Annotated in this window: 26 protein-coding genes and 1 riboswitch; of the genes, 10 read left to right on the plus strand and 16 right to left on the minus strand. The window is 53.6% G+C overall.

Features of this window, described 5'->3' with window-relative positions; genetic code table 11:
* Positions 1–235: 235 nt before the first annotated feature.
* A complete protein-coding gene (locus F3I20_RS06470; protein WP_150011683.1) occupies positions 236–976 on the plus strand; it encodes a nitroreductase family protein in 741 nt (246 codons plus the stop codon).
* A gap of 165 nt (positions 977–1,141) precedes the next feature.
* A complete protein-coding gene (locus tag F3I20_RS06475) occupies positions 1,142–2,344 on the plus strand; it encodes an MFS transporter (protein WP_150011681.1) in 1,203 nt (400 codons plus the stop codon).
* Positions 2,345–2,407: 63 nt separating this feature from the next.
* Here the strand turns inward: F3I20_RS06475 and F3I20_RS06480 are convergent, their stop codons facing one another.
* Together F3I20_RS06480 and F3I20_RS06485 are read right to left on the minus strand one after the other, a co-directional pair.
* On the minus strand, positions 2,408–2,623 hold the full coding sequence (locus F3I20_RS06480; RefSeq protein WP_150011679.1) for a YdgH/BhsA/McbA-like domain containing protein: 216 nt from the start codon (positions 2,621–2,623) through the stop codon (positions 2,408–2,410).
* 109 nt (positions 2,624–2,732) lie between these two features.
* Positions 2,733–3,650: a LysR family transcriptional regulator gene (locus F3I20_RS06485; RefSeq protein ID WP_150037444.1), complete on the minus strand. Its 918-nt coding sequence runs from the start codon at positions 3,648–3,650 to the stop codon at positions 2,733–2,735.
* A 161-nt stretch (positions 3,651–3,811) separates the two neighbouring features.
* Here F3I20_RS06485 and F3I20_RS06490 point away from each other — a divergent pair, with 161 nt between their 5' ends.
* Both F3I20_RS06490 and F3I20_RS06495 read left to right on the plus strand, forming a co-directional pair.
* Positions 3,812–4,492, plus strand: a complete 681-nt coding sequence (locus F3I20_RS06490) for a type 1 glutamine amidotransferase domain-containing protein (protein ID WP_150037443.1) — start codon at positions 3,812–3,814, stop codon at positions 4,490–4,492.
* 1,566 nt (positions 4,493–6,058) lie between these two features.
* A complete protein-coding gene (locus F3I20_RS06495) occupies positions 6,059–6,583 on the plus strand; it encodes a phenolic acid decarboxylase (protein WP_150037442.1) in 525 nt (174 codons plus the stop codon).
* A 19-nt stretch (positions 6,584–6,602) separates the two neighbouring features.
* On the opposite strand, the gene clcA is transcribed toward F3I20_RS06495, so the two are convergent.
* Together clcA and F3I20_RS06505 are read right to left on the minus strand one after the other, a co-directional pair.
* Positions 6,603–7,991, minus strand: a complete 1,389-nt coding sequence (gene clcA / locus F3I20_RS06500) for a H(+)/Cl(-) exchange transporter ClcA (protein WP_150037441.1) — start codon at positions 7,989–7,991, stop codon at positions 6,603–6,605.
* A 94-nt stretch (positions 7,992–8,085) separates the two neighbouring features.
* Positions 8,086–8,394: a YicS family protein gene (locus tag F3I20_RS06505; RefSeq protein WP_150011669.1), complete on the minus strand. Its 309-nt coding sequence runs from the start codon at positions 8,392–8,394 to the stop codon at positions 8,086–8,088.
* A gap of 163 nt (positions 8,395–8,557) precedes the next feature.
* On the opposite strand from F3I20_RS06505, the gene F3I20_RS06510 reads away from it, so the two are divergent.
* The gene (locus tag F3I20_RS06510) at positions 8,558–9,784 is read left to right on the plus strand and encodes an FAD-dependent oxidoreductase (protein ID WP_150037440.1); all 1,227 of its coding nucleotides are present in this window, start codon (positions 8,558–8,560) and stop codon (positions 9,782–9,784) included.
* A gap of 152 nt (positions 9,785–9,936) precedes the next feature.
* Entirely contained in the window at positions 9,937–11,709 is a 1,773-nt protein-coding gene (locus F3I20_RS06515) for a sensor domain-containing phosphodiesterase (RefSeq protein WP_150037439.1), read from the plus strand.
* Between the two features lie 36 nt (positions 11,710–11,745).
* Here the strand turns inward: F3I20_RS06515 and F3I20_RS06520 are convergent, their stop codons facing one another.
* The 6 genes from F3I20_RS06520 to ascF form a co-directional block, all read right to left on the minus strand.
* A complete protein-coding gene (locus F3I20_RS06520; protein WP_150037438.1) occupies positions 11,746–12,681 on the minus strand; it encodes an ABC transporter substrate-binding protein in 936 nt (311 codons plus the stop codon).
* 23 nt (positions 12,682–12,704) lie between these two features.
* Entirely contained in the window at positions 12,705–13,460 is a 756-nt protein-coding gene (locus tag F3I20_RS06525) for an ABC transporter permease (protein ID WP_150037437.1), read from the minus strand.
* A complete protein-coding gene (locus tag F3I20_RS06530) occupies positions 13,457–14,197 on the minus strand; it encodes an ABC transporter ATP-binding protein (RefSeq protein ID WP_150037436.1) in 741 nt (246 codons plus the stop codon). Before F3I20_RS06530 ends, F3I20_RS06525 begins: the two co-directional genes overlap by 4 nt.
* Complete coding sequence (gene tenA / locus F3I20_RS06535) at positions 14,194–14,895, minus strand: thiaminase II (protein ID WP_150037435.1); 702 nt, start codon at positions 14,893–14,895, stop codon at positions 14,194–14,196. The genes F3I20_RS06530 and tenA overlap by 4 nt, the downstream gene beginning before the upstream one ends.
* A gap of 69 nt (positions 14,896–14,964) precedes the next feature.
* Positions 14,965–15,067, minus strand: a riboswitch (TPP riboswitch).
* Between the two features lie 105 nt (positions 15,068–15,172).
* Entirely contained in the window at positions 15,173–16,603 is a 1,431-nt protein-coding gene (locus F3I20_RS06540) for a 6-phospho-beta-glucosidase (RefSeq protein WP_150037434.1), read from the minus strand.
* Positions 16,604–16,639: 36 nt separating this feature from the next.
* On the minus strand, positions 16,640–18,106 hold the full coding sequence (gene ascF / locus F3I20_RS06545; RefSeq protein WP_150037433.1) for a PTS cellobiose/arbutin/salicin transporter subunit IIBC: 1,467 nt from the start codon (positions 18,104–18,106) through the stop codon (positions 16,640–16,642).
* Positions 18,107–18,363: 257 nt separating this feature from the next.
* Here ascF and F3I20_RS06550 point away from each other — a divergent pair, with 257 nt between their 5' ends.
* The gene (locus F3I20_RS06550) at positions 18,364–19,380 is read left to right on the plus strand and encodes a LacI family DNA-binding transcriptional regulator (protein WP_150011651.1); all 1,017 of its coding nucleotides are present in this window, start codon (positions 18,364–18,366) and stop codon (positions 19,378–19,380) included.
* On the opposite strand, the gene F3I20_RS06555 is transcribed toward F3I20_RS06550, so the two are convergent.
* Complete coding sequence (locus tag F3I20_RS06555) at positions 19,377–20,126, minus strand: DeoR/GlpR family DNA-binding transcription regulator (RefSeq protein WP_150011649.1); 750 nt, start codon at positions 20,124–20,126, stop codon at positions 19,377–19,379. The genes F3I20_RS06550 and F3I20_RS06555 overlap by 4 nt on opposite strands.
* Before the next feature lie 76 nt (positions 20,127–20,202).
* Positions 20,203–21,465, minus strand: coding sequence for a DUF1479 domain-containing protein (locus tag F3I20_RS06560; protein WP_150037432.1), 1,263 nt, complete (start codon positions 21,463–21,465; stop codon positions 20,203–20,205).
* Positions 21,466–21,719: 254 nt separating this feature from the next.
* Here F3I20_RS06560 and F3I20_RS06565 point away from each other — a divergent pair, with 254 nt between their 5' ends.
* The gene (locus F3I20_RS06565) at positions 21,720–22,541 is read left to right on the plus strand and encodes a Cof-type HAD-IIB family hydrolase (protein WP_150037460.1); all 822 of its coding nucleotides are present in this window, start codon (positions 21,720–21,722) and stop codon (positions 22,539–22,541) included.
* A gap of 30 nt (positions 22,542–22,571) precedes the next feature.
* Here the strand turns inward: F3I20_RS06565 and F3I20_RS06570 are convergent, their stop codons facing one another.
* Positions 22,572–22,964, minus strand: a complete 393-nt coding sequence (locus F3I20_RS06570) for a winged helix-turn-helix transcriptional regulator (RefSeq protein ID WP_150037431.1) — start codon at positions 22,962–22,964, stop codon at positions 22,572–22,574.
* 115 nt (positions 22,965–23,079) lie between these two features.
* On the opposite strand from F3I20_RS06570, the gene F3I20_RS06575 reads away from it, so the two are divergent.
* A complete protein-coding gene (locus F3I20_RS06575; RefSeq protein WP_150037430.1) occupies positions 23,080–24,129 on the plus strand; it encodes an NAD(P)-dependent alcohol dehydrogenase in 1,050 nt (349 codons plus the stop codon).
* Positions 24,130–24,347: 218 nt separating this feature from the next.
* Here F3I20_RS06575 and F3I20_RS06580 read toward each other — a convergent pair whose 3' ends face one another.
* From F3I20_RS06580 to F3I20_RS06590, 3 genes are all read right to left on the minus strand, one after another.
* Positions 24,348–25,034 carry a RipA family octameric membrane protein gene (locus tag F3I20_RS06580; RefSeq protein ID WP_150037429.1) on the minus strand — a complete coding sequence of 229 codons (687 nt, stop codon included), beginning with the start codon at positions 25,032–25,034 and terminating at the stop codon, positions 24,348–24,350.
* A gap of 93 nt (positions 25,035–25,127) precedes the next feature.
* Complete coding sequence (locus F3I20_RS06585; RefSeq protein WP_150037428.1) at positions 25,128–25,370, minus strand: hypothetical protein; 243 nt, start codon at positions 25,368–25,370, stop codon at positions 25,128–25,130.
* Between the two features lie 2 nt (positions 25,371–25,372).
* Complete coding sequence (locus F3I20_RS06590; RefSeq protein WP_150037427.1) at positions 25,373–25,597, minus strand: hypothetical protein; 225 nt, start codon at positions 25,595–25,597, stop codon at positions 25,373–25,375.
* Between the two features lie 220 nt (positions 25,598–25,817).
* Between F3I20_RS06590 and F3I20_RS06595 the strand changes: the two genes are divergently transcribed.
* Positions 25,818–26,126 carry a hypothetical protein gene (locus F3I20_RS06595; protein ID WP_150019464.1) on the plus strand — a complete coding sequence of 103 codons (309 nt, stop codon included), beginning with the start codon at positions 25,818–25,820 and terminating at the stop codon, positions 26,124–26,126.
* Positions 26,127–26,156: the final 30 nt, after the last annotated feature.

Here is a 26,156-nt window from a genome sequence, read left to right on the forward strand (position 1 = left end):
TGTAAACAAGATTCAGGGAACTATCGTGCTGGAAAAAGTCACGACCACGATTGTAGCGGTGTATGAGCCGCTGCGGCCTACAATGTAAATTTGGCAACTTTCGCCATATAATTTTGAAGGTGTACATAGGCGTGTACATAATTAAAGACAGTCACAAAATCCTGCGGTAAAACCCATTAATTACCAAGCGTGTAGAAATAGTACTGTTATAGTTGCGCTTTATATGGGAGGAACCATGAGCGAACTGATTAATATTTTTACAAGTCATAAAAGTGAACGCAGTTTCACTGAGCAACCTGTCGATGAAGCGGTGCTGGATCGGATTATCAGTACCGCTTACCGCGCACCGACATCAGTAAATTCACAGCAGGTTTCTGTGGTGATCACGCGTGATGCCGGACGTCGCGCAGAGATCGCCGCAATTGCAGGTGGTCAGCCTTGGATTGCCAAAGCACCGGTCTTCATCACTTTCGTGCTGGACATGCATAAATCGGCGGTGGGAATGGCGGCTGTCGATCAGCAGCAGATTGCCCATCAGAGCATTGAGAGCATCGTGTCGGGTTCTACCGATATCGGTATTGCGCTGGGCTCGGTTATGGCCGCTGCGCGTGCAGAAGGTCTGGGCATTGTGCCGATTGGCGGAATTCGCCGCGATCCACAGGCGATGATTTCACTGCTGGAGCTGCCGCCGCTGACCTTCCCGGTTGCGGGAGTGGTCATCGGTCACGTTGATGAACCCGCTCATCAGAAACCACGTCTGCCAATAGCAACCTTCCGCCATGATGAGACCTATCAGACGCAGGGGCTGGAGCAGCAGATTGCAGCTTACAACGACGAGATGGTTCAGCACTGGAAAAACATCGGTCGTCACGACGGTGAGAGCTGGAGCGAAAGCGTCAGCGGTTACTATAAAAACATCTACTTCCCGGCTGTACTGCCCGCCCTGCTGAAACAGGGTTTCGGCACGGATAAATAATCCTTCCCACGCGAAGTGAAAAGTATCAGGCCATTCGTACAGTGTGACGGATGGCCTTTTTCATTTTGTTACTATAACGAAATGTGACTTTCTTCTTTGTAACACATAATTTCCCTGTTAACCGAAGCGCTACTGCCTTTAACACTTACCTTCCAGGGAAATAACATGTCTCAGCGTTCACTCTATGCGCTCTGTTTAATGAGCTTTTTTCTGGCCGATGTCCGCGATGGGTTAGGGCCTTTTCTGGGCATATTTCTGACGGAACGGCACTGGCGTCCTGATGAAATCGGACTGGTGATGACCTGTGGCGGCATCGCCGGACTTCTTGCCACGCTGCCTGCAGGGATAGCTGCCGATGCGACCCGCCATAAAAAAATGATTGTGCTGCTGGGTTGTCTGGTGATCACCGTTGCTACGCTGCTGCTGTGGTACAGCAATCAGACCTGGACGGCGATGGTCTCACAAATTGTGGCGGGAATTGCTGCGGCGTTTATCGGTCCAACCGTGGCGGGGATTACCCTGGGTCTGACCGGTCAGCGCGGCTTCAACCATCAGATGGGACGTAATGAAGCCTTCAATCATGGCGGTAATACCATTGCAGCATTGCTGGCGGGTTTTTCAGCCTGGTACTGGGGCATGGGTGCCGTCTTTATTCTGATGACAGTAATGGCGGTTTTTGCTGCCTTCGCCACCCTGGCGATTCGCGGTGATGAGATTGATAACGAGGTGGCGCGAGGCTATGAACAGAATGAAGAGCGTCAGCCAGCGCTGAGCTTATTGATGCTGATGCGTAAGCCAGCACTGATGATAGCGGGCGTAACGCTGCTGCTGTTTCATCTTGCCAATGCCGCACTGTTACCGATGCTGAGCATGCGCGTCGCCTCGGCAGGCGGACAGTCGGCGGTGAGTCCCGGTCTGTACGCTGCGGCAACGGTGGTGATTTCCCAGCTGGTGATGATCCCGGTCGCGCTGTGGGTCTCTAAACGGGTGGAAACGCACGGCTATCGCCTGTTTATCATGGTCGCCCTGATGATTTTACCGCTGCGCGCGGTGATTGCAGCAGGCTTTGCCGAACCGCTCTTTGTCATTCCGGTTCAGGTTCTGGATGGTATTGCGGCAGGGATTCTTGGCGTGGCGGTGCCGGGCTATATTGTGTCTCTGATGCGGGGGACCGGCCATGTGAATGCCGGGCAGAGCGTCATTATGCTGATGCAGGGCGCAGGTGCTGCGCTAAGCCCGGCCATGACCGGAGCGATCGCCGCACGTTATTCTTACAGCACTGCGTTTGCAGTTCTCGGAGCGATAGCCCTGGCGGCGCTGATTTTATGGTGGCGCACCGGTAGCTCGCCTGCCACCCGTCTTGCCTGATCAGGCACAAAAAAGGCTGCCCACTGGGCAGCCTCTTCTGGCAAATCCATCTGCGACCATCCGTTATTTATACAGTTCTGCGGTCATGTGAACACGGTTATTGGTGTTCGCTTCTGTAATTTTATACTGTGCGCCCTGTTCCTGAGCCTGAGCGGCGATTTTCGATTCTGCGCCATCCAGTGTGGAAGAGGTGACAGAAATGCTTTCGGCAAAGCTGCCAAATGAGATCAGTGAAAGAGTGGCAAGGGCGGCAATTGAGAGTGCTTTTACATTTTTCATGGTCATATTCCTGAGTTATGAATGAGGAGGATATTGGCCTCCGATGGGAATAATAGTAACTCAGGTTATCATATCAATATTAACTATTAGTGCGGCAATGGTGACCGTGCTAACTGTTTATTTGAGGGTCGGCCAGCGCGTGGGCTGTTTCTGCAACTACACCCCTGAACCAGCGATGTGCAGGATCGTCGCGATAGCGCGCATGCCAGCCCATTTCAACCGGAAAAGTGCCGAGGTCAACCGGCGCGGGAACAATTCTGAGCCGCTGATCTCGGGAAAGATGCTGACAGATCAGGCGAGGCAGGGTCGCGCAGTAGTCCGTGACCGCAATCATCTCCGGTACAGCCAGAAAATGTGTCACCGACACGGCAACCTGACGACGCAGGCCACGCTTTTCAAGTGCCTGATATAAACCTGCGCGCATACGGCCAGGCGGCAGGACATTAACGTGTTTGAGCTGCTCATACTGTTCTGCGCTGAGGTTTTCGCCCACCAGCGGATGATCTGCGCGTATCACACAGGCCAGACCTTCATTCATCAGGTGCTGCACAACCAGATTATCAGGAGGTTCAACGATACGACCCAGCACCATATCAGTATTGCCTGAAATTACGCCGGTTTCGGTTACGTCGTTGCCAAAAGGGGTAAGGCGAAGCCTGATACCGGGCGCACAGTCACGAAGACGTGCCACAATGGCAGGCATCATGATGAATTCAACATAGCTGTTAGGTGCGAGGGTAAAGAGTCGGGTGGCGTGCAGCGGATCAAAGTCCTGCTGGCCAAGAATCACCTTATCGATGGATGACAGGGCAGTACCAACCACCTGGGCCAGCTGTTCCGCTTTTGGTGTCGGGCGCATACCGTAGCGCTCGCGGATAAACAGGGGATCGTTGAGCGTTTCCCGCAGCCGGTTTAAGGCATTTGAAAGTGCCGGCTGGGTAATACCCAGCCGCTCTGCGGCGCGAGTGACGTTGCGCTCTTCTATCATTACCAGCAGAACCGGCAGTAAATTCAGATCGTATTTCATTAAGTAATAATGCTGTGTGAATATCTTAAATTAAAGAAATAAATTACATAAATATTCTGAAGCGCGCCATGATTAACAGGTCAACAGAGAAGATAGCGGTTTACGCGCTGGTTCTGACTATCCTTACACCTGAGACCGACTGACTGTTATACGGAGCATAAATGAAGATTTTAATGGTTTTGACCTCGCATGATGAGTTGGGCACCACTGGCAAGAAGACCGGTTTCTGGCTGGAAGAACTTGCGGCACCTTATTATGCATTCCTGGATGCGGGCGCTGAAATTACCCTGGCTTCACCGAAGGGCGGACAGCCTCCACTCGATCCAAAAAGTGACGAGCCCGATTCTCAGACTGATGAAACTCGTCGTTTTCATGCGGACTCTGCTGCTCAGGCCGCGCTGGCTTCAACCATAAGGCTTGATACGGTTAATCAGGAAATGTTTGATGCCGTTTTCTATCCGGGTGGTCATGGTCCTTTATGGGATCTGGCCAACGATAAACACTCCATTTCGCTGATTGAGCAAACCCTGCAGGCTGGCAAGCCGGTGGCGCTGGTTTGTCACGCGCCAGGTGTTCTGCGCGATGTGAAAAACGCCGATGGCACCCCGCTGGTAAAAGGCAGGAAAGTCACCGGGTTTACTAATAGTGAAGAAGAGGGCGTTGGCCTGACTGACGTTGTGCCTTTCCTGGTGGAAGATGTACTGAAACAGAATGGCGGTCTTTACTCACGTGGTGATGACTGGCAATCCTACACTGTGCAGGACGGGTTGCTGATTACCGGACAGAACCCGGGTTCATCAGCCGAGACAGCCAAAGTTTTACTGGCAAGTCTGGTGAAATAAGCTTTTTAACGTATACAGAGTTCTGAGGGCACCTGCGGGTGCCTTTCTTTATTGCGGGTATTAAGTGAGAAGATGAATAGTGACGGTATAAATTATTTTTTTAATCAATCAGGTTTCTATTTCTCTGCACGTTGATAATAAGCTTTCGGTCTGCTTTTGCGACTTAAATATAAATATTTTTGTTCCACTGAAAATATAAACATGTTTTTAAAACCAGTGTTGACATCATTTTTCCTATCCGTAAAGTAGGACTCTTCAGCGGCATACAGTTGCCCTGATAGACTGAAAAACCAAAGGCGTTATGAGTAAAGGTGCCGACAAATTTTTGAGTTGATGTTGTCGGTGGTTCTGTTAAACATTGTTCTTTGAAACTGTTCGTTAGTTAATGATAACCCTGTTAAATGGAGTCGAAGTAAGTCTTTAAGAAGTCTGTCGTTGGATGTTAGTAGCAAAAAGCATGCAACAGGACGTTTGTAGTATCGCGTCGCGATGATGTAAGGCCTCGTAGTTCTGAACGTTACGTTACGACAGGATACGATTGCGGTTTAATGTCGTAATGAAAGTAAGGCAACGCATCAAAGAGTATATATCGCGATGGGGGTGTGCAGATTTATACGGGCCTGACCTGTCTTTGTCTCATTTAAGACTATCAGGTGGTTGAAACCGCTAATGATAATGACATTTCTGTATCGTGATCATTATTATCCGCAGGATCTGTTCATAAATAGCAGTACCGAAGCAGTATCTATCAATTAAGTTAGTTAATGTTAAATGCTAAATGTGTAGTACCTTAAAAGCCCTGACTATTCCTGTCAGGGCTTTTATCATTTAAGCCTGTCTGTCAGATTTTGCAGTTGGGTCATTATTGATTCTCATTTTCGAATTCTTTCCCGTTAACCACTACCTGCCGCATTCGCGTATGCTTCATTTTTCTTCAGTTCAGGCATCTTCTCCTTCGCTTCGCATCAGGGGTCCTTGCTCTGCTGAGAGTCGTCATAAGACGTGGCTTTAGCAGGGTCATCTGGAGTGTTGCTGGCATCTACCGTGCGCAACACCCTAAGCGTTGAGCTCAGCAATGAACATCACATCGACTCATAACAAGACATATCAGTTATATGGCAGAGCTGATGCAGTTGTGCCATCGTAAGCCACTCTTTGACGAATGCTGTCCTGCGCTGATTCGGCAGAACTAAAAATCATTAACTCTTTCATTATTCTTTAAGCCTTCCCTGGCTAAGATCAGCTCAAGCAGAAGATGCCGACCGCATTTTTTGTTGATACTAAACTCCCCGAAGTCAATCCTTTCACGGTTTGCTTATGAAACATTTGCAAGCTCCAGCGCTGATGCGGTCTGCCGTCTTCATCTGATTAAACGCTATGCGCTGATTAAAATCGGTCGTCATGATGACGAACAGCGAAAAGCACTGGAATAATCAAATGTCTGCCGGGTCGCTTATGGCAAAATCGATAATCTGCGCCATAGTCAGTATTCACCGATTACTTGCGCTTTAGCTTTTATTAAATCCAACGGCGCATAGGTTATGCGTTACTTTAACAGAGGTTAAAATGTCTACAGAATCTCCAGAGGATATCTCCAGCGACCTGTCTCAGTTCGTTGGCACACATTTTGTTTATACCTATGATAATGGCTGGAAATATGAGTGGTACGCGCGCAATGAAACGACCTGCGACTACCGTATTCATCAGGGGCTGGTGGGTGGTCGTTGGGTGACTAACCAGAAAATGCACGCAGTGCAGTTTGCACCCGGCATCTATAAAGTAGACTGGCATGAACCCACCGGCACCTGCGTCAGCCTGCTGTTTGATCTGAATCGCACTCTTGTTCACGGCACTATTTTCTTCCCGCAGTGGATCGCCGGTGAAGGCCAGCATCCGGAAAAAACCATCTGCTATCAGAATGACTTCATTGAAGATATGCACCGCTTCCGCGACGAAGGCCCGGCTTATCCTTATGTGATCATTCCTGAGTTTGCGAAAGTGACTTACATGAAAAACGAAGGGCCGGATAACGATGAAGTGATCAATCAGGCACCGGGGCAGATGCCTGCTGACTATTTTGAGGGTAAGTAACTGATAGCACGACCCGCCGCTATGGGCGGGTCGCTTCGGCCTGGCGTGCCAGCGTGCGGGCCAGTATGGATGAATAGAGTGGTTTTCCCCCCAGAAACTGCGCCAGCAGCGTCGCGCCCAGACAGGTAATGATCATCGGCAGTATCAGCTGATAGTTATCGGTCATCTCCAGCACCAGCACGATCCCGGTTAGCGGTGCCCTTACCGAAGCCGCAAACAGTGCGCCCATCCCGGCAATCGCAAAGGTCCCTGCGTCCAGATGATACAACGGGAACAGGTCCGTCATCGCTACCCCAAAGGTTGTGCCGAGCAGCGTGCCCAGTGCCAGCATCGGCGCAAAAATACCGCCCGGCGCACCTGAGCCAAAACAGAGCAGGGTGGTGAGCAGTCTGACCATGAAGATGAGCATTAGCAGGGTGAACGGGAACACACTATGAACCGCCTGTGGAATCAGTTCTGAGCCGCCGCCTGCACCAGGTGCGAACAATAGCGCCAGAACACCGCAGCCACCACCCAGTAATGCACCCGCCAGCACCACGCGTGCCGTTTTGCCGGCATAAAAGCGTGCAAACAGGTCTTGCGTAATAAATATCAGGCGGTTAAACAGCACGCCGACCATGCCGATGATCATACCCAGCACCAGATACATCCACAGCGTCTGCACCGGCGCATCAGCCAGTTTGCCAACGGAAATCACCGCCTGTTCACCGTTGAAACAGCGAAATACGATGCTGGCCATAATCACACCGGTAAACACCGCTTTAATCGAAATCAGGTTATAGCGAAACTGTGGGCGCATCTCCTCGATAATGAACAGTATGCCCGCCAGCGGCGCGTTAAACGCGGCGGCCAGGCCCGCAGCCGCGCCCGTTGCCAGCAGCGTATGACGCGCTTCGTTGCTGCGCATCCCCAGAACATCAATCACCATGCGGCCAATGTTGCCGCCCAGCTGCACCGTCGGGCCTTCACGTCCCAGCACCATGCCGGCACCCAGCGTGCCCATGCCGCCAAAAAATTTCACCGGTATCACCCGCCACCAGCGCACGGGTCTCAGCTCTTCCAGCGCCCCTTCAATTTCGGGAATGCCGGAGCCACCCGCTTCGGGCGCAAAACGTCTGACAAGAAAATAGCCGACCATCGCCAGCAATGCCGAAATGGTAAAAGCGGCGGCGTAGAGCATCCAGCCCTGAAAATGCGCGGGGATAAGCGTATCGGCGCGCCACTGCTGTATTGCTTCAACGGCCCGGGCAAATGCCACGCCCGCCAGACCGACCAGCGTCCCGACCAGCGCGGCGCAAAACAGCATCGCCAGCGGCGTTTTGTCACGATAGAGCAGGGCGCGAAACATCCGGCTGCGCGCCGCCAGGGAACGGGGAACATAAACCGGCTGCGGTGATTCTTCATTCATTGAGAGGCATTCTTGTTCAATCAGACCAGCGTGCCAGTTTACTGAGTGATAAGGTGAAAACAAACGTCAGGATCAATTCCAGCCGGGAAAAGAGTTAATCGGTCTGCGGTGGACAAACCACTTGCGCCATGCGTTCGCGGTAGGCTGGGTTGTCCTGGTTTCTCAGCGCCTGAGCCGCGGCGGTCAGCGTGAGCTGATTCTGTTTCAGGTTCTGCTTGTCATTGAGAAATGTCTGGCGCAGTTTTTCATCTGAGTAGGCTGGAGGTATCTGACACTTCTGGCGCAGATCATCGGTTATCTGCTGCTGACGCAGTGTAAACTGCAGCGTTTCATAGGGCCCGGCGGCCACAAGCATGGGACAGACTGACAGCAGCATAAACAGCGTATTGCGGATCATGTTCATGATGATCTCCTGACTGCTGAGGACAGGAAAGGCTCTTCGGCAGTTTACAGTTGAGTTTAATCGCATTGAGTGTTGAGCCTGAGCAGCACCATCGACCGGGTGCGGCAATGTCGCCACGGTTGACGCAATAATCATAGCAATACTGGCGCGACAGGGAGCTGACATGCAGCCACATTCCACTGAAATTCTTACCGCTGACTGCTGTATCGTCGGCGGTGGCCCGGCCGGGTTGATGCTGGGCTATTTGTTTGCCCGCGCGGGCCTGCGCATCGTCGTCATCGAAAAGCACGCCGACTTTCTTCACGACTTTCGCGGTGACACCATCCACCCTTCGACGCTGGAAATAATGCATCAGCTCGGACTGCTGGAATCCTTCCTGACACTACCGCATCAGCGAGCCGAAAAGCTGGAGGCGGAAATTGCAGGACAAAGCATTACGATGGCTGACTTCTCACGTCTGCCGGTTCAGTGTCGTTTTATTGCCTTCATGCCGCAGTGGGATTTCCTGAACTATATGGCCGGGCAGAGTGCCCGCTATCCGGCCTTCAGCCTGCTGCAGTCGACTGCCTTCGAATCGCTGATCGAAGAAAATGGCACGGTCAGCGGCGTGACGGCTTCACGCGGCAATCAGCAGTTGCATATCCGCTGCAAACTGGTGGTCGGTGCTGACGGTCGCCATTCGCGCGTACGTGACGCGGCCGGGCTGATCGGACAGGAATTTGGCGCTGCGCGCGATGTTATCTGGTTCCGCTTAAGTAAGCAGCCGCAGGATCCTGAGCTGGGCATGGGGCATAAAGGGCCGAAGCAGAACTTCATTGTTATCGATCGTGGCGACTACTGGCAGTGCGGTCTGACCATTCCGAAAGGGGAGTTTAAGGCGAAACAGGCCGCCGGTCTTGACGCATTTAAAGCAGAGGTGGCGGCGGTGTCGCCTTTTGAGTCAACGCGTATGACGGAAATCAAGAGCTGGGAGGCGTTTAAGCTGCTGTCGATAAAAATTGACCGGCTGGATAAGTGGGCGAAACCTGGCGTGCTCTGCATTGGTGATGCTGCGCATGCCATGTCGCCGATTGGCGGGGTTGGCGTCAATCTGGCTATTCAGGATGCGGTGGCGACGGCGAATCTCCTTACCGCCCCTCTGAAAAGCGGTGAGCTGCAGCTGCGCGATCTGGAAAAAGTGCAGAAGCGCCGTCAGTTCCCCACTGTCGCCACGCAGTTTCTGCAGATTAAAATGAGCCGCAACAAAGCCAGAAGAAAAGCTGCGGGCAGCAGTAAAGTTCCGGCGATTATCCGTCGCCTGCCGTTTCTGCGTTTTGTGCTGGGCCGCCTGATCGGTCTTGGCTTCAGGACGGAGACACCGCAGGTTGCACGCATGAAAGAAGAGCGTTAAATGATTTCGACAGCGATCAGATATCGTGCGACACTGTTTCGCTGTGAAAGTACTGTCAGATTGAGCCGCTATTTATCTGATAATTGGGCGCTAATTGAGCATTGTTAAGCTAAATTTATTTCGATTTTTGCGCCTGCATAGGAGAGGTTTCAGTGCATAACGAGCAAAATGGCAGCGACGTAAAACGTCTGAGCGCGATCAAAGCACTTCTGTCACCGGATGAAGCCCGGGATAAAGTGCTGGCGAGATTCGTGAATCTCGCCAGTCAGGTGCTGGGTATTTCGGGCAGCTTCATTTCGATTATTGACGATCATAATCAATACATTAAAGCGTCACGGAATTTCGATCTTAAACAATCAACTCGTGATGAGTCTCTCTGCCGCCACGTCGTGGATGGTGAGGGGCACCTGGTAGTGGTTGACACCTTACTGGATGAGCGCTTTGTCACGCACCCGTTTGTAAAAGGCGCTCCGCATATTCGTTTCTATGCGGGCGTTTCGCTGCAGAATATCGACGGCGCGATGCTGGGCACGCTCTGCGTGACCGACACGCAGCCACATCCTTTTGCAGATGAGAAACTCGCCACGCTACGCTCACTGGCGACGCTGGTGACTTCTTTTCTGGATGCCTGGAACAACGCAGGTTTTGCCGATGTCATAACGCACCTGCCAAATCGCCCAAAGCTGATTCGTGATATTCAGCAACTGACCGTTACCGCGCCCCACAGCCGTTTTCGCCTGATCCTGATTGACTGCCTCGATATCATTCGCGCGTATGAGCTTTCCCGCGCGGTGGGCATTGCGCCGATGGAAAAATTGCTCAGACAGATGGCTCAGGATGTGGCACACCGGCTCAATCTGTCTGAGAGCGAGGCGCTCTACTCATTCGCTCCTGGCCGTTTCGCCATTGTTCAGCCTTACTCAGGTCGTTATTCAGCGCATAACATGATCGATCTGTTTAAAGGCATGCGGGCCGACCTGGCGGAAAATATCACGCTCGACCTGGATGTCTTTACCGGCGAAACAGAGTTTGTACCTGAACAGATGGATGCCAACGAAACGGTGCGTCAGGCCGTCAGCGCGTTACATGAAGCGATTGATGAGAATATCAGTGCGATGTCGTTTGACGAGAGTTACGACTCTCGGCGCACTGATGACTTTATGATCATGAACGATCTGGCTCAGGCGCTAAAGAAAGATGAAGAGCTCTATCTCGCCTGGCAGCCCAAAGTGTGTCTCAAAACCGGTAAAACGGTCGGGCTGGAGGCGCTGATACGCTGGAATCACCCTGAGCGGGGTGAGCTTTTCCCATCAGAATTTATTCCGTTAGCTGGCAAAACCAACCTGATCTCCGATTTGACCAACTGGGTTATCGATCACGCTGTTGAGCAACTGGCGCGCTGGAATCGTGAGTACGACCTGATTCCGGTCTCGATCAACGTCAGTGAGCGCGACTTTGCCAGGCCCGATTTTGCCGATCAGCTGGTGGCGAAATTAGCGGCAGCGCAGTTACCTAACTCGATTATGGGTATCGAGTGTCTGGAGAATGAGCTGATCACCAAAAGTGATGTGGCGATCAAAGGGCTGGAAGCGCTGAAATCACACGGCTTTATGATCTCACTGGATGATTTCGGCACTGGCTACAGCAATATCAGTTACCTGCAGGATATCCCGCTGGATGTGATTAAGATCGACCGATCGCTGATCTCGCGTATGGGCGAGGACGACGCATCTAAAATCATCGTCAGATGCATTATCCAAATGCTCAAAGAGCTGAATTACACCGTACTGGCCGAAGGTGTGGAAGCAGAAGCCACGCTGGGACTGCTGAAAACCTACGGCTGCGATCAGATTCAGGGCTACTTCTTTTCAAAACCGCTGCCAGCCAGCGACATTGAACACTGGCTTTATCAGAAGTCACGCTAGTCAACCCGCCCGCAGCATCCGCTGCGGGCGCGCTTATCACTCACTGCCGATAGCGTAACGCTCAACCGGCGTAATGTGTTTAATCAGCTTGTTATCAAACAAAAATTGCTCATAAGTCTGATAGCGTGCGCGATCCAGTTTTGCCGGATCGGCGGCGAACAGCGGCAGCGTGGCCTGCCATGCCTGATGATTTAGTGGTGTGTTCAGCTCCGGATGCGCCTGTGCAAATGCCTGCCAGCTCTCTTCAGAATGTGCCTGCAACTGTGCATTTCCCTTCTTCAGTGCCCGCAGAAATTTTTTAATTTTCGCCGAATGCGCCTCATCACGGTTAGCAACGATTATCAGCTCGTCATAGGCCGGCACGCCATAATCCTCGACGTTCCATACCACCGGATCGTTGCCAGCAAGTTTCATTTCCAGTGCTTCGATATTGCGATAGCCGCCAATGACCGCATCAACCTGTCCGGTCATCAGAGCGCTGGTGAGCTGAAAATTGACGTTAACCCGCTTTACCTGATCGGCCTTAATGCCGTCATGGCTCAGCATGGTCGCCAGCGTTGCTTCTTCAATGCCGCTGACTGAATAGCCAATGCGTTTTCCTTTTAAATCCGCTGGTTTTTTCACCGCTTTGTCCAGCGTTATCAGCGTATTCAGCGGCGTATTAATCAGCGTGCCCACCCGCACCAGCGGCAGACCCTGGTCGGCGAAGAAATGCAGCTGCGGCTGATACGTTAGCGCTAAGTCCGCCTGCTTAGCGGCCACCAGACGCGGCGGTAGCGCGGGGTCGGAAGGCGGCACAATGTTAACCTCCAGACCCTCAGCGGCAAACGCACCGGTCTGCTGAGCCACCATAATGGGTGCATGATCGGGGTTGATATACCAGTCGAGCACCAGCGTCAGTTTTTCCATCGCCTGAGTCTGTGAGGTTAAGGCAGCGCTGAACAGCAGGACAATCAGGGGCGTTTTAGTCATAGGTTTTCTCATCAGTAGGGTCGTCAGTGTGGCTCGGGAGTCCAGGTAATCAGGCGGCGAAGCAGAAGATCGATAATCAGCCAGAGTGTCAGCGTCATCAGCACCAGAATAAACAGGGCGGCGAAACAGAGGTCGCTCTGCATCCGGGCGTTGGCATTCAGCATCACGTAGCCCAGCCCTTCAGCCGATCCGACCCATTCACCAATGATGGCACCGATCGGCGCGACGGCCGCTGCCATCCGTAAGCCCGAACCCAGGGCAGGCAGTGCGGCTAACAGCCGGACATGACGCAGTTGTGCTATGCGTGAAGCGCCCATCGTGCGAGCCAGATCGAGATAGCCGGGTGTTGCGCGACGCAGGCCATCAAAAAAAGCGGAGGTTACAGGAAAGAAGATCACCAGTACCGCCATTGCGACTTTGGCGCTCATGCCAAAGCCAAACCAGAGCACCAATAGCGGTGCGAGGGCAAATACCGGAATCGCCTGGCTGGTGATCACCAGCGGCATCATCCAGCGCTGTAACCACGGCGAAAAGGTCATGCCCAGTGCCAGCATCGCGCCCAGCAGCACGCCGAGGGCCATACCGCTGAGGATTTCAGTCAGGGTAATCAGGCTGTGATGGCTCAGATAGTCAGCGTTGTCCCACAGTGCGCTAGCAACCGCAGCGGGCGAGGGCAGCAGAAAGGCCGGAACGGAAGTAAGTGTGGCGAGCCACCACAGCGCAATCAATCCGGCAGAGAGCATGACTCCACGGCGAAGCGCGGCGAAACGTAATCTCATCCGCCCAGCCTGCTTAGCTGCTTCAGCAAAGTGGCCTGACTCTGGATCACGCTGATGTCGTCTGCTGCCCGTGGTGGCAGGCCCCGGAGTGGCGGGCAGGTATCAATGCCTGCTGCACCCATTACCAGCAGGTGATGACTGAGGCGACAGGCTTCCGCGGCATCATGAGTGATCAGCAGCACGGTATGACCGACCAGCACCTCTGCCGCCAGGGTCTGGATCTGTGTCCGGGTCAGTGCATCCAGCGCGGAGAAAGGCTCATCCATCAGCACAATCGGCTGACGGGTGTAGAGGGTACGCGCCAGCGCTACTCGCTGACGCATCCCGCCCGAAAGCGTCGCGGGTCGCGCACGGGCACAGTGGCTCAGTCCCACCCGTGCCAGCAGATGCTGCGCCAGGTCGCGATCGGCTTTCTTACCTTTCAGACGGCTGGCGAGGCAGACGTTCTGTTCCACCGTCAGCCACGGATAGAGCAAATCCTGTTGCCCCATCCAGGCGATGCGTCCGGCCAGCGGCAGACCATCGCTGCCGTTAATCTGTCCCGAAGTGGGCGGCGTCAGACCGGCAATCACCCGCATCAGGCTGCTTTTACCTACGCCGCTGGCACCCAGCAAAGCGGTAAATGCACCGCCGACGATATCCAGATTAAGCTCGCTGAACAAGGGCCGCTGATCCAGCGTCAGGCAGAGCTGGCGAACGGAAATACCCGGAGGCACGGCATCGTTCAACGGCCTCATGAGCTGACCCGCAGACAGTCAGCGTGATTAAGACCCATCTGCCAGAATGCGGCTTCCAGCCGGGTTGCGGTAGTAAAAATCTCCGACAGTGAGTTGATACGTTGTTCACCGGCGCGCTGCTGGGCCAGGGTTTCAAACAGCAACAGTGAGGAACCTACGCCCGCCAGGTAGGATTCATCGCCGTAATTCTCAATCCATGCGGCGTAAGGATTCCCCTCTAAGCGGGTCGCCGGATCGTCCAGCAGCCTCAGGCCGATTTCTGCATAACCGGCGACGCACGGCATCAGCGCCGTCATCAGCTCCAGCACATCTCCGGTGTGACCCACGTCCAGCACGTAACGGGTATAGTTGATTGTTTCCGTTGCCTCAGGTTCGCCTGCAACCGCCTCTTCGCTGATGCCCCATTGCTGGCAGTAAGCGAGATGCAGCGGCAGTTCGCTGACAATGGCGTTCAGCGATGCCGTCGCGCTGCGTAACGCAGCCGGTTCAGAGAGTTTACTGATCAACAGGCCCCACGCACGGGCGAAGTGCAGCAGGAAAAGATAATCCTGGGTGAGATAGTGGCGGAAAGCGGCGGGTGGCAGCGTACCCTGACCGAGCTGCTGCACAAAATTGTGTCTGACATAATCGTGCCATTGCGTGCCCGCCTGCTGGCGCAGACGTCCATAAAAGCCGGTTTTGAAAAGCGGATGTAACATAGGATCTCCAGTAGCAGGGAGATCCGGGCATACGGTCTGGAACAGGGGATAGAGCAGGAGATGAGGCAGATAAATCTGCCGACCCGTCCCTTCGCTGGCATGACCCAGATCAGGTTCAAAGGGTTCGGCTTGCGCCATCTCAGCCCATTACAGGACACCCCTCGGAGGCATTTGTTATACGACAATTATTGCCGGAGCACAATGTATGCGTGAGCGTTCTGCTCCGGCACGGCTGATGCGGGACAGGTCATTCAGAGATGACTTTTATGTGACAATGTCACGCAAGATCAGCCCCGTTACTGGCAATCACTTTCTTATACCACCAGAAAGATTTCTTCCGCGTGCGCGCCAGCGTGCCGTTGCCCAGATCGTCGCGGTCAACGTAGATGAAACCGTAGCGCTTGCTCATTTCACCGGTTGAGGCGGCAACCAGATCGATGCAGCCCCAGCTGGTATAACCCATCACCGGCACGCCATCTTCAATGGCATCGCCCATGGCACGGATATGCTCCCGCAGATAGCTGATGCGATAGTCGTCATTGATCTCGCCATTCGCATCGATTTCATCGCGCGCGCCCAGTCCATTTTCTACCAGGAAAAGCGGCTTCTGATAGCGGTCGTACATCATATTCATGGTGATGCGTAAGCCCAGCGGATCGATGCCCCAGCCCCACTCACTGCGTGGCACATGGGGATTGGTCAGGGATTTCACCACATTAGCAGCACTACTGTTCTGCTCGTTCATTTCCGCCGAGGCGCAGCGAGAGGCGTAATAACTGAACGAGACAAAGTCGACGCTATTTTTCAGGATTTCGGCATCGCCGTCAGCGATCTCAAGCGTGACGCCTTTTTCCCGGAACACACGCGCAGCGTAAGCCGGATAAGCACCACGTGCCTGCACATCAATAAAGAACAGGTTTTCGCGATCCTTTTCCAGCGCTGCCCAGACATCTTCCGGTTTGCTGGACCATGGATAGAAGTTGCCCCCTGCCAGCATGCAGCCGACCTGATTCGCCGGATTGACTTCATGCGCGATTCGCGTGACCAGCGCGCTGGCGACCAGTTCGTGATGTGCCGCCTGATACTTCACCTGCTCCCTGTTTTCACCCGCTTCGAACACCAGACCCGCCCCGGAAAACGGGCTGTGCAGCAGAATATTGATCTCGTTGAAGGTCAGCCAGTATTTCACCAGGCCATCAAACGCCTCGAAACAGCTGCGGGCATAGCGCGCAAAGAAGTCGACCATTTTGCGATTGCGCCATGAGCCATACTCGGTCACCAGATGCATCGGCACATCGAAATGACAGAGCGTAACCAGCGGTTCGATATTATATTTCCGGCACTCCTCAAAGACCGCGCGGTAAAAAGCGATGCCTTCCGGGTTGGGCGTCAGTTCGTCGCCGTTGGGATAGAGGCGGCTCCAGGCAATGGACGTCCGGAACACGCTGAACCCCATTTCCGCCATTAGTGCGATATCCTCCGGATAGCGGTGATAGAAATCGATGGCATCATGGCTGGGATAAAATTCATCATCACGCAGGGTAAAGCGCTTTTCCAGACCCAGTTTAACCGCCATACGGTGTGGGCCATGCGGGATCATATCGACGGTGGTTAAGCCCTTTCCGCCCTCACGAAAACCGCCTTCACTCTGGTTGGCGGCTAACGCGCCGCCCCATAAAAACCCTTGCGGGAATCTTGACTCAGACATGCAATCCTCTTTTCCGGGTCAGCGTGACCCTTTCCTTTAGTGGCTATTAATCGCGTTGGTGCGTTCAGTAACCGGCGCAGATTGCGCGGCGGTCGCGGATTCGGATTTCGTTTCAGTTTCCGCTTCAGGAATATCTTCAAACCCTAACAGCAGCGTCAGCACAAATGACAGCACGACAGACAACACCATGACCGCGCCGACCCAGACGATACTCATGGGATTGCTGGGGTCAAAAAACTGGACGCTGGTAAACAGGCCGGGAGAGGCCATTGAGTGGCTGGCCAGCCCGCCAATGCCCGCGACCGCGCCGCAGATAAAACCGCTGATCAGACAGGCAATCAGCGGACGTTTCAGACGAATCGCCACACCATACAGCGCCGGTTCAGAAATACCGGCGATAATGGCTGAAGCCGCCGCTGCCAGCGCCGTCTGGCGCAGTTCACGGTTTTTTGTGCGAAACGCCACCGCCAGCGACGACCCGCCCAGCGACAGGTTGGCACCAATCTCTGACGGCATGACCATGCCCTCTTTGCCGGTTTCGGCAATGGTCTGGATGATGGTCGGTGTGAACACACGATGCATCCCGGTCATCACCAGCAGCGGCCAGATGGCACCCATAATCGCGACGGAAAGCCAGCCAAGATAGCCATGCACGGTGTAAACCAGCGCGGAAATACCGCTACCGATCCAGATGCCAATCGGGCCAATCAGCACAATCGCAATAGGGGCAGCAATCAGCACAATCAGCATCGGTTTCAGGAAGTTCTTCGTAACGGCGGGTGTAATACGGTCTACGCCGCGCTCAATGTGGGAGAGAATCCAGGTCATCACCAGTGCCGGGATCACCGTGTAGGTATATTTCACCGCCGTCACCGGAATGAAGGCGAACTCGACCGGCTGACCCTGCGCCGCTTTTGCCATCAGCTCTACAAAATTGGGGTGAACCAGGACACCCGCAATGGCGATTGCCAGCGACATATTGGTTTTGAATTTCAGCGCCGCAGAGGCGGCCACCATAATCGGCAGGAAGAAGAATGCGCCGTCGCCAATCACGTTGAGGATCACCAGCGTTGACGAGCCTTTCTCAAACACGCCAGCCATATCCAGGATCATCGCCAGCAGCTTCACCATCGATCCGCCAATAATCGCCGGGATGAGTGGTGACATGGTACCCACAAGCGCATCCAGAATGCCCGCGCCGATGCCTCGCAGGGTAATTTTGCGCTTCACCGGTTCAGTGGTTACCCCACCGGGCGATCCCAGTGCCAGTACCGCCTGATAAGCCTGAGAAACGTTATTACCAATGATCACCTGGCACTGCGTGTCGTTGTGTACCACGCCCATCACACCTTTAATCGCTTTAAGGCGAAGATAGTCGACCTGAGTTTCATCTTTCACCACAAACCGCAGACGCGTCATACAGTGAGTGACAGCTTCAATATTGGTGAGGCCGCCTAGCGCATCGACAATGGCGCGTGACACCTCGGCATAGTTCATGGGCATGATGGTTCTTCTCTGTAGGGTAAATCGGTTAGCATTTTTATGTTTTTAGCGGCTGCTATCAGTTAAATAGGAAACCGGTTTCACAAAATCATGAAGTGCTTTCTTTGGGCCGACAAGGGGATAAATCAGTCAGATTTATTTTTTGTGAACTTCATCACTCAGGAGGATCAGGTATCTGCACCAGCAGACAGGGTAAATATTTCCAACATTGAGAGGCTTAGGTAGACTGCAGAGCGATGCAGCGAGGGAAATTCACCATGGCAACAATTCTGGAAGTGGCAGAGAGAGCAGGCGTCTCAAAAGCGACAGTGTCACGTGTGCTCTCTGGCAACGGCTATGTCGGGCAGGAGAAGCGTGAAAGGGTGTTAAAGGCGATTGCCGAGACCGGCTACCGTCCCAATCTGCTGGCCCGCAATCTGGCAACTAAAACGTCTCAGACTATCGGACTGGTGATCACCAATACGCTCTATAGCGGCAGCTACTTCACTGAGTTGATGGCGCACTCCGCACGCATGATGGAGCAGCAGGGCCGCCAGCTGATTCTGGCAGATGGTAAACACACCGCTGAGCAGGAAGAAGCGGCGATTCAGTTTTTGCTCGACCTGCGGTGTGACGGCATCATTATCTACCCGCGCTTTCTGAGTATCGACGCGCTGGATGCGATTATCTCCCGCCATAAACAGCCGATAATGGTCATCAACCGGCGGCTACGCGTCAACCAGAGCTACTGCATTTACAGCGATCAGCACGCCAGCAGCGCCACAGCGGTAACCCATCTGCTGAATCAGGGGCATCGCGACATCGCCTTTATCACCGGTTCGCTGGATTCCCCGACCGGCGTCGAACGCCTGTCAGGCTATCATGCTGCGCTGGCCGAACAGGGTCTGGAAGCGGATGACCGCCGTATTGTGGCGGGTAAATGGACGGCGCAGAGCGGGATGGTTGCCGTGGACCAGCTGCTGGAACGCAATGTGTCATTCACGGCGCTGGTGGCAAGCAATGATGAGATGGCGATTGGAGCCATCAAGCGGCTGATCGAATGCGGCATCGCGGTGCCCGAGCGGGTGTCGGTGATAGGCTTCGATGATATCCCGCTGGCACCTTATATCACGCCGTCGTTATCCAGCATGAAGCTGCCGGTGACGGAGATGATCGATGAGACGATTACCCGCCTGCTGACCATGCTGGATGGCGGTGACTGGCACAGTCAGGCGTCTTTTACGGCCAGCCTGATGTTGCGCGATTCCGTTACTAAAGGTCCCTGGTCCGCTTAATTCGCTGCGATTTGTATCACCTCAATGGCCTGTTCTCTGAGATACGCGACGGTTCCGGCATCCAGCGTCTCATCGGTAATCACATGGCCGACCTGGTAACCGGATGAGAGCGGATAAGGGTGAATCTGCCCGAATTTAGAGGAATCGGTCAGGGCATAGCTTTCAGCGCCTTTCGCCAGCACGGCATCCACCACATCACAGCGCAGCATATTGCGGCCGGTGAAACCGGTCTCCGGGTGCCAGCCATCCACACCCACAAACGCTCTGTGAAAATGGACCTGCTGAATGGAGTAACGCGTCAGCGGGCCGACCACCGACTCACTGCTTTTCTGCAGCAATCCACCCAGTACAATGACTTCACACGTGGCATCCCGCAGAAGCTGGGCGATATAGTGGCTGACGGTGATCAGCGTCAGATCGGCACGGTCAGCCAGCGCACGTGCCAGCAGCGCATTGGTACTGCCCCCTTCGATGAATACCGATTCACCCGTCTGCACCAGGCTGGCGGCGTGTTGCGCCAGCGCCTGCTTGGTGGGATAGCGGGTATTCATGCGGGTGCCGACATTGTCACTGTCCAGCGCCAGCGCGGAGCCATGCACCCGGCGCAGCAGTCGGTCACGCTCCAGCAGCGTGAGATCCTGACGCACCGTCACTTCAGAAACACCGGTCAGCTGCGCCAGTTCACTGACCGTTACGCTGCCCCGGCTATTAACCAGTTGAATAATCTGATGATGTCGCGGATTCATAATTGGGTTTCGTCAGGGATAAAACGTGCAGTGTATCAGGGAATCCCCCGCGTCGGTGCACAACGCGGGGTCAGGGTCAGGCTAAATCCAGTGAACGACGTCCGTTAATATTCAGATCTTCCGGCTTAAAACGTTGCTCCCATCCGGCCTCATAATCTTCCGGCGGAAAATCACCCGGCGAACGTCCCTGTTCCAGTGCCTGCGCAACCTGGCGGGCGTAGACGCGGTTTTTATCACACATCGGCGCAGCGGGGATATACATCACATTGCCCCAGCCCTGCTGATCGTCCACCGGTGCAACGGAATGGATCACATCACAGTGCCACCACACTGAATCGCCCGCCTCCAGAGCCGGGATTGAACAGAGTCCGGCGATCAGGTGCGGATGCCACTGCGCAGTGACAGGTAACACCCGACCCGGCGCGACGCCACAGAGTTCATCTTCAGGCACATCGGAAAGCAGTGGGCGCAGCAGAATATACGCCATCGCCTGGGGTACCGGCACCACATGCAGCAGACCCTGACCGGGGATCATATCAGAGAGTGCGGTCCAGCCCTGAAACGTGCGGAATACAGAACACTTAGTCGTGCCAGGCAGGTCATACTCATCAACGTCGGTACGGTGTGCCGCATCCCAGGGATCGTAAGCGGCAAAATCACCGTGAAACAGCTTGCTGAAAACCTGCTGGTAAGCGGGCAGTAACCAGCGTTCCAGCGCGCCGGAGTCGGTATGTGCGCCTAATCCTTTCGACGTCGTGCCCGGCAAACGGCGACGGATGCGATCGGGATAGATCACGCTGACATCGGGATCAAACCACTGTTTGCCCTGAGAGTTAAACATCCATAAACGGTTCAGAAACGATTGCGCATCAGCCATCGCCACACTCTGTCGCGCTTCCATCTGCGCATGTGACCAGTAAATCGGGTAAATTTCGGGACGTGAGGCAGCGAGCGTGCCAAAGAAGTCATCACCGGGACCGCGATACTGCGCATCAAAACGGTTGTGATCCAGGTAATTCAGCATTGTCTTATCCCAAGCCAGGGCCTGATCACGCGCGAAGTGCTGCTTGATCACGACACAACCGCGACGTTTAATCAGCGACCGGGTTTCATCCGAAACCTTCCCTTCTGTAATGTCCTCCATCGGCACCACTGGCCAGGCACTGCCGGATCGCGCTTCGTCCGCTTTTGCCTCAGCAATCGCGGCAGTAACGTTCTCGCACACCTGCCCGAAAAGGGCATCGACGTCGCCGATTTGACGGCGTAGCTGCTGTTTCATCTCGCGGATAGCGCTCTTAACGTTATCAGGCAAAGGTGTTGCTCTGGATTCATCACGCATTTCACACTCCTCAAAGTTCGGGGTTGAGTTACGAATGCAATTAAAATAATCTTCATTCGTAATATGCGGCTGAGGTTAACATTCTTTTAACGATTAAAAACGTGCGCTGTAACACAACTTCCCTACCGGAACGCTCTGAAAGCCGTTAGCAAAGTCACTATTTGCATTCTCATTAATCCACACAGCGAGTAAGCTTTATGAATCAAATCAATCAGCCGACAGGACAGAACGGCGAACGTAAAGGGGCAGGCGAGATGGCGGTTAAGATGATTGCGGTGGATATGGACGGCACCTTTCTGGACGATAACAAGCAATACAACGTTCAGCGGTTTTCACGTCAGTATGCGCTGCTGAAGCAGAAGGGCATCCGTTTTGTGGTGGCCAGCGGTAATCAGTATTACCAGCTGCAGCGCTATTTTCCCGACATTAAAGATGAAATCGCTTTCGTGGCAGAAAATGGTGCCTGGGTCTCTGACTGCAATGAAGAGATTTTCTGTGGTGAATTAGCGCAGGAGAAGGTGCATAAGATCCTCGATATTCTGGCGCATGAACCCGACATCGCAGTGGTGGTCTGTGGACGAAATGGTGCTTATATGCATTCTTCTGCCTCTGACGAGGTGATGGACCAGCTGGCAAACCACTATCACCGTCTGGAAAAGCGCGATGACCTGTATGCCATTGATGACACCATCTTCAAGTTCTCGCTAAAGCTGGAGAATGAAGGGGTGGAAGCACTGCTGCAACGCCTGCATGCGCGTCTGGGCGAGCTGGAAAATATCATGTATCCGGTTTCCAGCGGCTTTGGCTTTATTGACCTCATCATTCCCGGTTGCCATAAAGCCCACGGCATCGCGCTGTTGCAGGAAAAATGGGGCATCAGTGATTGTGAAGTGCTGGCGATTGGCGACAGCGCGAATGATATCGAGATGCTGCGCCAGGCCTGCTTCAGTTTCTCAATGGCCAATGCAGCCGACGCTGTCGCCGCCGTGGCACGCTATCAGACGCAGAGCAACAATGATGAAGGCGCGCTGAATGTGATTGCGCGCGTGCTGGCGCGCGAATTCCCGTTCGACTAAAACGCGTTAATCTGCATAACGGGCGGCGCTTTATCCGCCACTCTCCTGATGGCTGCGCGCATGATTTTCCATTTCATCCAGCGCAGCCTGATTCTCCAGTCCCCACTGATACATCTGCTCAATCGGTTGTGCGAAGGTATGGCCCAGCGCCGTGAGGCTGTATTCCACTTTTGGCGGCACCACCTGCCACACATGGCGTGATACGAGTCCGCGCTGCTCCAGCTCACGCAGCGTCTGAATCAGCATTTTCTTTGAGATGCCCTGCAGGCTGCGCTCCAGTTCGCCCGTACGCGCCCGATTATCCGGCCAGTGAAAAAGCGCATGTAGCACCATTGTGCTCCACTTCACCGAAAACAGTTCCAGCAGGCGGCGTGGCGGTGAGTCCGCATAAAAACAGAGTTTTCCGTCAACCCAGACTGGCATAGTCGCCTTCCCATTTCATCTCATGGTAACCAAAAGGTAACTACTATCAAAAGCGGTTCCGTGTGTCTATAGTGTGCCGCTTTCTTTACGATCATCAGGTAAGAAGAGGCAACAGATGAAAATTAACGCGCTGGTAGCTACTCAGGCAGGTCAACCACTCAGGACAGGTCAGGTTGAATTACGCGATCTGCAGGCTGACGATGTAAAAATTGAGATTCTCTACTGCGGCGTCTGCCACTCTGATCTGCATATGGCACGCAATGAATGGGGCGTCAGCCGTTATCCGCTGGTGCCCGGTCACGAGATTGTTGGTCGCGTGGTTGCAACGGGTGACAACGTCACGAAATTCTCTGTCGGACAGACGGTGGGGGTTGGCGTGATGATCGATTCCTGCCGTGAGTGTCACTTCTGCAAGCAGCACGAAGAGCAATATTGTGAGGCGGGTTTCACGCCGACCTATAACGGCACCGATAAATATACCGGCAACACGACGTTTGGCGGCTATGCGCAGCATGTTATCGCCGACCAGCATTTCGTCGTCACGGTACCGGATAATCTGGCGCTGAACGCGGTTGCTCCGCTGCTGTGCGCTGGCGTGACCGTCTGGTCACCCTTGCAGCACTTTAATGTCAAAGCAGGCGATCGTGTAGGTGTGGTCGGTCTCGGCGGACTGGGTCATATGGCGGTTAAGCTGGCCAGTGCGCTGGGTGCAGAAGTGACCCTGTTTACGACCTCTCCGGCGAAAGGGGCGGATGCGCGTCGGCTGGGTGCCAGTAACGTCGTGATTTCGCGAGATGCAGCCCAGATGGCCGGGTGTCAGGCGTCGCTGGATATCATACTTGACTGTGTTGCTGCACCTCATGACCTCGATCCTTATCTCAGTACGCTGAAGACCAACGGTCAGCTGGTGCTGGTGGGGATCCCCGATCAACCGCATCCGTCACCGAATGTCACGCCAATGGTGTTCCGCCGCCTGAGTATTACGGGCACCTCAATCGGCAGCATTCAGGAGACGCAGCAGATGCTCGACTTCTGTGGTGAACACAACATCACGGCTGACGTAGAGATGATCACCGGTGAAGAGTTGGAGACTGCCTTTGAACGCATGCTGACCAGCGATGTGAAATATCGTTTCGTTATTGATATGCAGAAAACCCGCTGGTAACTCGCCTGGCCCGCGGTGAAAGCGGGCCTTCAGGCAGCGTTCAGTAAGTTGCAGTGTAAAAGGTGGAGGTTATCTATAGTTACAACATACAATATGTTGTCAATTCGCCGTTCCATTCGTCTCGGTGCAGCAAAAGCTTTTTAGCGAAAGCGTCTTTTAGCAGCCAAAAAATACCCGACTCACTGGCCGGGTATCTGCTTTAACGTCAGGGAAGGTCGTTAATCCTGCTCTTTATCCGCGTTACTCTTTTCGGATTCGTCTTTTTCAACCACATGAATAAAAGGCTTGAGCAGCTGAATATCCAGAATGACATAAACCATCGTGCTGATGAAAAGCGAGATAACACTGCCAAACACGCCGCTGGTGGTAAACGTCAGATAGTTATAAATCACCAGCCAGGTCACACAGATAAACAGTGCGAGCGAAATATAAAGATTGGGTACAGAGTAATTGCTGGTACCACCGCCCTGAGTATGGGTGGCTTTAAACAGGTTACCGATGGCGTACTTCTCAAGCACCAGAATACTCTTTTCCCAGTTACGCTGCTTACGCGCGCTGGCGCGGGTCAGGAAGAGATAAAGAATGGAGATGAAGAAGCCGGAGAAGGCGATGAGCACCGGAATCGCTTCCAGCGCATACTCAATACTCTTATGCGCCGCGCCTGTGGTGCTGAGATCCAGCGTCAGCGAGGCACCCAGCGCAGCATATAAAAAGAGAAACAGCAGCAGAAAAGTCAGGCTGCGCTTCCAGTCGCTGTCTGCTTCTGCATTTTTCTGCTGAATGGCCAGCTGAAGCGATTGCTGAATATGTTGCGCCTGAAGTGAGTCAGTATCAAAGGTATCGCAGGGTGCAGCAAAGAAGTTGTGCATAAACAGCGCATCTTCTTTGTGAATAGTGATTTTCATCAGAAACCTGTGTGCGGGAAATTTTCTCTATTTTAATCAGCACGGCATGAATTAACAGTAACTTCACCCGTAAACCCGCAGCTCCATGCTGACTTAGCGGGATATCAGACCCAGAAGAGAGCTGAACAGCGAATCCGTTGCGAAATTCTGCGCAGCGTTACCCTCATCGTGACGCAACTGCTGATAGCGCAAAAGCGCCGCATTAGCGCTATCGGCATTGACCACGTCCCATACTACCTTATAGCCTGCCGCTGCTAACCGGTCCTGCTGATCCTGGCTTACATGATTCACGGCCCTGACGGTCTGGTTTTTCTGAAACAGGCGATAATCTGGCATGCTTATTCCTCCGCAGGGTTATCCAGCGCTTTAAACTGCTTTATCGCTTCATTGATATTATTCGTTTCGACAGTCGCGATACAACGATTGCCATTGAAAACTTCATAACGGGCATTATGCAGCTGAAACAGTAAATCCCTGCCACGAAAGTGTATGCGTTTCTGCTTCACGCCAATCCCATGCCGCCGTAATAACGCCTGTGACAGACGATCGGTCTCTTTAATCATTCCTTCAGCTCCTCGGCAGTACGTGGTCACTGCCAGTAAACCTGATGAACATTAGTTTTATATTAAGAGATAACCTTGTTTTTAACAGGGCTAAGGCGCGGCTTTCAGAGAAATTACCTGATAGCAGGGACGTACAGGAACATGAGCCTGCCATTCGCTGCGTTAATGGGCGCTGAATGCGGTACACTTGAGCGGACAATTTGCCACAGGACACGCCGCTATGAACGATAAAAAGATGATTTCGATTGATCAGTTCAATGCTGATGAACGTCTGGCCGTCGAACAAACCTATAAAGGGCTGGCTGAAAAGTACCGTCAGCGAACCGGTAAAGAGCCGGATGGTAAAAAAGAGAAAGAATTCAATAGTGAAGCCCGGCAGATGGTGATGGCCAGTAAGCTGGAGAAGGAGAGAGCGAAGGCCGAAAAGGAGAAGAAAAAACCGCTGCGCAAAAAGAAACCTGAGTCACTTACCGCCAGTGAAGTCAGCGATTTCAACTGGTCTGCCTCGGTTGTCAAAGGCCGCAGATAATTTGCTACCGCGCGCAACAAGGCGCGTGGC

It is taken from the genome of Candidatus Pantoea gossypiicola, from assembly GCF_008632075.1.
In the GTDB taxonomy this organism is placed as follows: Bacteria; Pseudomonadota; Gammaproteobacteria; order Enterobacterales; family Enterobacteriaceae; genus Pantoea; species Pantoea gossypiicola.

Excerpts from the sequence above, each read along its gene's own strand:
- F3I20_RS06475 (WP_150011681.1), top strand. The coding sequence starts at position 1,142 with ATGTCTCAGCGTTCACTCTATGCGCTCTGTTTAATGAGCTTTTTTCTG.
- F3I20_RS06525 (WP_150037437.1), bottom strand. The coding sequence starts at position 13,460 with ATGAGATTACGTTTCGCCGCGCTTCGCCGTGGAGTCATGCTCTCTGCC.
- F3I20_RS06580 (WP_150037429.1), bottom strand. The coding sequence starts at position 25,034 with ATGAAAATCACTATTCACAAAGAAGATGCGCTGTTTATGCACAACTTC.
- F3I20_RS06590 (WP_150037427.1), bottom strand. The coding sequence starts at position 25,597 with ATGATTAAAGAGACCGATCGTCTGTCACAGGCGTTATTACGGCGGCAT.
- F3I20_RS06540 (WP_150037434.1), bottom strand. The coding sequence starts at position 16,603 with ATGTCTGAGTCAAGATTCCCGCAAGGGTTTTTATGGGGCGGCGCGTTA.
- F3I20_RS06560 (WP_150037432.1), bottom strand. The coding sequence starts at position 21,465 with ATGCGTGATGAATCCAGAGCAACACCTTTGCCTGATAACGTTAAGAGC.
- F3I20_RS06505 (WP_150011669.1), bottom strand. The coding sequence starts at position 8,394 with ATGAACATGATCCGCAATACGCTGTTTATGCTGCTGTCAGTCTGTCCC.
- F3I20_RS06565 (WP_150037460.1), top strand. The coding sequence starts at position 21,720 with ATGGCGGTTAAGATGATTGCGGTGGATATGGACGGCACCTTTCTGGAC.
- F3I20_RS06485 (WP_150037444.1), bottom strand. The coding sequence starts at position 3,650 with ATGAAATACGATCTGAATTTACTGCCGGTTCTGCTGGTAATGATAGAA.
- F3I20_RS06470 (WP_150011683.1), top strand. The coding sequence starts at position 236 with ATGAGCGAACTGATTAATATTTTTACAAGTCATAAAAGTGAACGCAGT.
- F3I20_RS06585 (WP_150037428.1), bottom strand. The coding sequence starts at position 25,370 with ATGCCAGATTATCGCCTGTTTCAGAAAAACCAGACCGTCAGGGCCGTG.
- F3I20_RS06570 (WP_150037431.1), bottom strand. The coding sequence starts at position 22,964 with ATGCCAGTCTGGGTTGACGGAAAACTCTGTTTTTATGCGGACTCACCG.
- F3I20_RS06480 (WP_150011679.1), bottom strand. The coding sequence starts at position 2,623 with ATGAAAAATGTAAAAGCACTCTCAATTGCCGCCCTTGCCACTCTTTCA.
- F3I20_RS06555 (WP_150011649.1), bottom strand. The coding sequence starts at position 20,126 with ATGAATCCGCGACATCATCAGATTATTCAACTGGTTAATAGCCGGGGC.
- F3I20_RS06575 (WP_150037430.1), top strand. The coding sequence starts at position 23,080 with ATGAAAATTAACGCGCTGGTAGCTACTCAGGCAGGTCAACCACTCAGG.
- F3I20_RS06595 (WP_150019464.1), top strand. The coding sequence starts at position 25,818 with ATGAACGATAAAAAGATGATTTCGATTGATCAGTTCAATGCTGATGAA.
- F3I20_RS06530 (WP_150037436.1), bottom strand. The coding sequence starts at position 14,197 with ATGAGGCCGTTGAACGATGCCGTGCCTCCGGGTATTTCCGTTCGCCAG.
- F3I20_RS06490 (WP_150037443.1), top strand. The coding sequence starts at position 3,812 with ATGAAGATTTTAATGGTTTTGACCTCGCATGATGAGTTGGGCACCACT.
- F3I20_RS06550 (WP_150011651.1), top strand. The coding sequence starts at position 18,364 with ATGGCAACAATTCTGGAAGTGGCAGAGAGAGCAGGCGTCTCAAAAGCG.
- clcA (WP_150037441.1), bottom strand. The coding sequence starts at position 7,991 with ATGAATGAAGAATCACCGCAGCCGGTTTATGTTCCCCGTTCCCTGGCG.
- F3I20_RS06510 (WP_150037440.1), top strand. The coding sequence starts at position 8,558 with ATGCAGCCACATTCCACTGAAATTCTTACCGCTGACTGCTGTATCGTC.
- tenA (WP_150037435.1), bottom strand. The coding sequence starts at position 14,895 with ATGTTACATCCGCTTTTCAAAACCGGCTTTTATGGACGTCTGCGCCAG.
- ascF (WP_150037433.1), bottom strand. The coding sequence starts at position 18,106 with ATGCCCATGAACTATGCCGAGGTGTCACGCGCCATTGTCGATGCGCTA.
- F3I20_RS06495 (WP_150037442.1), top strand. The coding sequence starts at position 6,059 with ATGTCTACAGAATCTCCAGAGGATATCTCCAGCGACCTGTCTCAGTTC.
- F3I20_RS06520 (WP_150037438.1), bottom strand. The coding sequence starts at position 12,681 with ATGACTAAAACGCCCCTGATTGTCCTGCTGTTCAGCGCTGCCTTAACC.